General features: G+C 66.6%; 5 protein-coding genes. 2 read left to right on the forward strand and 3 right to left on the reverse strand.

The features are described from left to right. A partial coding sequence (locus tag K8I61_09750; GenBank protein MBZ0272309.1) for a hypothetical protein occupies positions 1-747 on the reverse strand: 747 nt, incomplete at its 3' end. Between the two features lie 56 nt (positions 748-803). Between K8I61_09750 and K8I61_09755 the strand changes: the two genes are divergently transcribed. Both K8I61_09755 and K8I61_09760 read left to right on the forward strand, forming a co-directional pair. Next, positions 804-2,009: a CoA transferase gene (locus K8I61_09755; GenBank protein ID MBZ0272310.1), complete on the forward strand. Its 1,206-nt coding sequence runs from the start codon at positions 804-806 to the stop codon at positions 2,007-2,009. A gap of 53 nt (positions 2,010-2,062) precedes the next feature. After that, complete coding sequence (locus K8I61_09760) at positions 2,063-2,653, forward strand: hypothetical protein (protein MBZ0272311.1); 591 nt, start codon at positions 2,063-2,065, stop codon at positions 2,651-2,653. 306 nt (positions 2,654-2,959) lie between these two features. Here K8I61_09760 and K8I61_09765 read toward each other — a convergent pair whose 3' ends face one another. Then, positions 2,960-4,027 (reverse strand): SGNH/GDSL hydrolase family protein, encoded by a 1,068-nt coding sequence (locus K8I61_09765; protein ID MBZ0272312.1) that lies wholly within the window; start codon positions 4,025-4,027, stop codon positions 2,960-2,962. Further along, positions 4,024-5,724, reverse strand: a 1,701-nt coding sequence (locus tag K8I61_09770) for a hypothetical protein (GenBank protein MBZ0272313.1), incomplete at its 5' end; no start/stop codon positions are given. The genes K8I61_09765 and K8I61_09770, both read right to left, overlap by 4 nt.

The following is a 5,724-nucleotide window of genomic DNA, read 5'->3' on the forward strand; positions in this document are numbered from 1 at the left end:
CCACAACGCGGCGCCCGTGTCGTCCGGAGAGCCCGGGACCGCGCAGGCCGACGCGCCGGGTGCGCCGCCGATCGCGGTGATCGTCTCCCCGGTCAGGCCGCTGACAAACGCGCCTTCGCCGGCGCGCGTCCAAAGCCCCGTCGGTTCCCGCGCGGTGCGCACCTTGCGATCGGTCAGGAAATACCACGGCGCGTCGCCGCGAGGCGTGCGCTCCGGCCTGGCATCCGCTTTCATCGTCCAGATATTCGCTTCGTCGGCCACGACGTACCCCGCGCCGAAAAAGCAGATCGCGCGAATCGGCCCGTCGCCGAATGTCGCGACGAGTCGCCACGCGTCGTCGGCAAAGCGATACAGGCGCCCGCTACGCGATCCGGCGAAAAGACCATCCGGCGTCAATGCGAGCGCCAGGATATCCATGTCCGTCTCGAGCCCGCGGTGAAACGGCCGCCACGCCGATTCGTCCGTGGAGCGGTAAACGCCAAGCCCCGGTCCCGCCGCGAACAGATGCCCGCCCGCGGCGATGAGCGCCTCGACACGCCCGCGCTGCGCCGGATCGGCCCACGCGGCGGGCAGGCGCGGCGCGGTTTCGCTTGACGCCCGTTTGGAATCCGCCGTTGTCACCACGGGGGCGTTTCCATAGAATCGCGCCGCGGCGAGCCCGACGAGCACCGTCAGGACGCCGAAAATCAACACCGCCGCGGTCGCGTGCGCGACAACACGGGCGGAAGGGACGATTCGGGCGATCATCGCGCGGCAGACTACCAGCAACCGCGCCCGCAGGTCACCGCCCGCGGCGAAAATTCATGACCAAACTTCTTGACGGCCTCCGCATTCTCGACTTTTCGCGCCTGTTGCCCGGCCCGTACGGAACGCAGCTCCTGGCCGACCTTGGCGCCGACGTACTGAAAATCGAGGCGCCCGCCGGCGGCGACTACGCGCGCTATATCCCGCCGCTGGCCGGCGATAACGGCTACATCTTCCACGCGTTGAACCGCAACCGGAAGGCGCTTGCGGTCGATCTCAAGCGCGACCAGGGGCGCGAGATCGTTTTTCGCCTGCTGTCGCAATACGACATCGTCGTCGAAAGCTTTCGCAGCGGCGTCATGGATCGCCTGGGCATCGGCTACGAGGCGCTGCGCGAAAAGCGCGGGGACGTGATTTTTGTGGCGCTGTCGGGTTATGGCGCCACCGGTCCGATGCAGGGGCGCGGCGCGCACGACATCAACCTCGGCGCGCTCTCGGGCATGCTCTCGATGATCGGCCTTCCCGGGCACGGGCCGGTGCTGCCCGGCTTGCAAATCACCGACATGACCGCAGGCCTTTTCGTCGCGCTGTCAGTCGCGTCCGCCGCATTCCACCGCGCGCGCACGGGCGAGGGCGCGTTCGTCGACCTCAGCATGGCCGACTGCGCCTTGTCGATCATGTCAGTCTACGCGACGCAGGCCGCCATCGAAGGACAGGCGCCGGGTTTTCGCCACGGCGTGCTCGGCGGCGAGTGCCTTTGCTACAACATGTACGAGACGAAGGACGGCGAATACATGTCCGTCGGCGCGCTCGAGCCGAAATATTGGCGCGACGTCTGCGCGGCGATCGAGACGCCGGAATTGCTCGACGAGGGGCTGACGCCGGCCGAGGAAACCAACCCGCATTATCGCCGCGTCCGCGATATCTTCCGATCGCGCACGCGCGACGAATGGGTGAAGATATTTTCGCGGTTTGACGCGTGCGTTGAGCCGATGCTCGACCTGGAGGAAGCGCTCGCCGCGCCGGTGTTTCGGGAACGCGGGATGGTCGGCCGCGTCGCGCTTGCCGGCGGCGGCACGATTCGCCTTGTCGACTTGCCCATCGCGCCGGGTCACGCGACGACAGCGAGCCCAAGTCCGGGTATCGGCCAGGACTCGCGGCGGATATTGCGTGACGCCGGATATGAAGAAAGCGCGATCGACGCGCTCGCGGAATCCGGCGTGATCGCGGCCGCGCCGGGCGCTTCGAAAAAGGGGAATTCTTGACTTCGCGCCGTGCGCCGATATTGTCTTTCCCTACGCCCGTTTTAGGGAGTCTTATGTCGTCCGTCGCGCGCAAAAAACTTCTTATCGGCGGCTTTGCCCTCATGACGGCGGTCGCTCTCGTTATGGCGTGCGACACGACGACGCAGATCACCGAGATCGTGGACGATCCCTGCTACCAGAACGAGGGGCCCGCGCTCGGCAACGTCTTCTTGCTGCTGCGCCGCGACGATGCCGGCGCGGCTTACGCGCCGTTCGCGAGCCCGCCGCGCATCAAGGCGGGCGAACGGGTCGAGGTTTTCGTCGAGTACAACGACGAGGAATGCAATTTCACGCGCGGCGATCTGTTCCAGCGATTCGACGACGTGCAGAACTGGTCCGTCGTCGTGCCCGCGGACGACATCGGATGCTCGGACGTCGACGACGGCTACAAGCCGCTCGTCTTTGAGATCGACATCTCGAACCTAGCGGCCGGCGGACATACCCTGCAAATCGTCGGGCGGGATTCGTGCGACGAATTCGGCAATGTCACGTCGGCGAATTTCATCGTGCTGCCGGGCGGCGCATCGGGTGACGACGATGACGACGCGGCGGATGACGATGCCGCGGACGACGACGCGGCGGACGACGACGACGACGCCATCTGATCGGCTTCACTTCCCCCCAAAAAACAAGATATAGCGTTGGCCGTTGCGCGCCACACAACCTGTGGACAAGCGCGTAAGTTATTGAAATATCACCTGAATCTCATAAAAATTCCGATTGACGCGCGCCGGCCCGTTCGTATACTCATCCGACCGACGAAAGCAGCCCGAATAATCGGACCCGTGAAAGGTCCGGCGAAATAAGGGCAACGTGGCCGCCTTGGGGGAGGGGGCCACCTTTTCCGGAACCGAAGGGCCGGGCGCAACATCGCCCGGCTCTTTGACATTGTGCGCGCCGCCGCGCCGCGTTCAATCGGGTTCGGCGGGCGCCATGTCCGGCGCGATCGCATTCATCTCGCGCAGCTTTTCGAGGATCGCCCCCGCGATCACCGCGTGACCGTGCGCGTTCGGATGCCCGCCGTCGGGATTGAACAGATCCTCGCCCGCCTTCTGGTGTTCTTTCAGGATCGCCCATAGATCGAGAAGCGGAATGCCGCATTGCCCGGCGGCGCGGCGGATCACCGGGTTGCGCTCGGGCACCTTGTCGAACGCGTGCGGCAGCGTCATCACGATCGTGCGCGCGCCGTTTTCGCCGGCGAGCCTTTTTATCGCGCAGAGATTCGCGACGTAGTCGCTCATCGTCACGCGGAAGTTGCGCTCCTCGCCGTCCGGCGGCGTCTCATCCTCGTAGCGGCGGCTTGCGATCTTGCGGCGGATCGGATCGACCAGGCGCTCGACGAGTTGCACGGCGCGCGAAACGTGCAGCGCCTCGCGCAGCGCGCCCGCGCCTTGGCCGCCCGCGGCGATCAGGCGATCCGGCAGGCCGGAGGGCGGGGGGATGTTGTCGTTGAAGCCGACGTACACGACGACGACGTCCGGCTTGTAGGCGAGCAGATCGCGTTCGAGGTATTCGCGAATCTGGTAGCTCGTGTAGCCCGGAACGCCGGCGTTCAGCACCGTGGCGCGCTCCTTGCCATGCTGGGCGTCGAGCCGCTCTTCCAGAACGTGCGCGTAGGTTTCCCAATTCGCGACGCCGTCGCCGAACGTGCAGGAGTCGCCGAGCGTCACGACGCGAAACTCGCCCGGCGCCTTTGCGATCGGCACCGGCGCATCGCGGAATCCGCCGGCGTTGATCGTCTGGGTGTGCGGGCTCGCCTGATCGAGATCCTGGTTCGCGTTCGGGCGCAGGCGCCAGAAACGGTGCGGGTCGCCCTCGAAGATCGGGTTGTCGCCGCAGCGCGACCACCACGACGGGCAGTCGAAAAACGGCTCGTGGCGAAATCCCGCGATGCGCAAGCCGAGCTCGAGAGCGGCGATCGCGAGCGCGAACGTGACGAGTGAGAACGCCACGCGCCGAACGGAAACGCGCCGTCTCATGACGATTTCACCGCAAAAAACGGCCCGAGCGCGAGATCGTCGATGCCGGTCGAGACGAAGCAGGCGACCGCGTCCGCGGGCGTGTTCACGATCGGCTCTCCCATGACATTGAACGACGTATTCACGACGCACGGCACATCCGTGCGCGCCGCGAAGGCCGCAATGATTGCATGGTAGTCCGGGTCGTCCTCGCGCGTCACCGTCTGGATGCGCGCGGTGCCGTCGACGTGCGTCACGGCGGGGATGCGCGCGCGCCATTCGCCGCGCACCGGTACGGCCAGAAGCATGTACGGCGCATCGGGTGCGCGCATGTCGAACAGGTCGCCGGCGCGCTCGGCGAGCACCGACGGTCCGAACGGGCGAAACGCCTCGCGATGTTTCACGCGCGCGTTCAGGTGATCCTTCATCGTCGAGGGGCGGGGATCGGCGAGAATGCTGCGATGACCGAGCGCGCGCGGGCCCATCTCCGCGCGCCCCGCGAATCGCGCCACGATGCGCCCGGCGGCAAGCGCCTCGGCGATCGCTCCCGCCAGGTCGTCCGGCCGCGTGTACGGCACGTTCGCGCTTTTTAGCGCCACCTCGCAATCCGCGTCGGAATACGCCGGGCCCGCATAGGGCGAACGTTGCGCGTGGCGCGGCGCGGCCGGATTTTCGTGATGCACCGCGAGCGCCGCGCCCCACGATGCGCCCGCGTCGTAGGCCGGCGGCGGAACGAAAAGCGCGTCGACGACGCCGTCGCGCAGGAGGCGATCGTTCGCGACGCAGTTGAGCGCAACGCCGCCGGAGTACGCCAGATGGCGGCAGCCCGTCTCGCGAACGAGCGCCCGCGCGATCGCGAGCACACTTTCCTCAAGCACGGCCTGCGCGGCGAAGGCGACGTCGCGGTGGCGGTCATCGATCGGCGACCCCGGCTCGCGCGGCGGGCCGAACGCTTCGACAAACTTTTGCGCGTGCCAGTTGCGCCGCGCGCGGTGGTAGTCGAAGTACGAGAGATCCAGGCGAAACGTACCGTCATCCGCCACGCGGACGATCTCGCGCATTCTGGCGACGAATTTTGATGAGCCGTACGCGGAAAGACCCATCACCTTTCCCTCGTCGCAATTTTGCCTGAAGCCGAGGTATTCGGTGATCGTGCAATAAAACAGGCCGAGCGAGTGCGGGTAGAACACCTCGCGCAGGCGGCGGATTTTTCCGCCTTCGCCGATGCCGAGCCAGGTCGTCGCGATCTCGCCGTTGCCGTCCACGACGAGGATCGCCGCGCGCTCGAACGGCGAAGGATAATACGCGCCCGCCGCGTGAGCGAGATAATGATTGACGTGGCGAAACGATCCGGTGAATCCGTAGCGCGCACGGAAAGTCGCCTCCACGTTTCGCATGCTGCGCCAGTTGCCAAGCTGCACGCGCGCAAGCTGGCGAAGCGAGCCCGGCAGGCGCGCGATCGTCTGCCCGACGCGGCGCGCGAATCCCGGCTGCGGATCCCAGTAAAACGCGACAGTGGACAAATCGCGCACCGCCGCGCCGGCTTCGGACAGCACGCAGGCGATGCCGTTTTCGGGAAACGCGGTCGTGTGTTTCTGGCGGATGAAGCGCTCTTCCTCGGCCAGGGCGACAAGCGCGCCGTCCGCGACAAGCGCCGCCGCCGTGTCGTGGATGTACGCGTTGAAGCCGAGGACGAGGCTCAAGACGATGCCGCGCGG

The sequence above is a fragment of the bacterium genome (assembly GCA_019912885.1).
Taxonomy (GTDB): domain Bacteria; phylum Lernaellota; class Lernaellaia; order JACKCT01; family JACKCT01; genus JAIOHV01.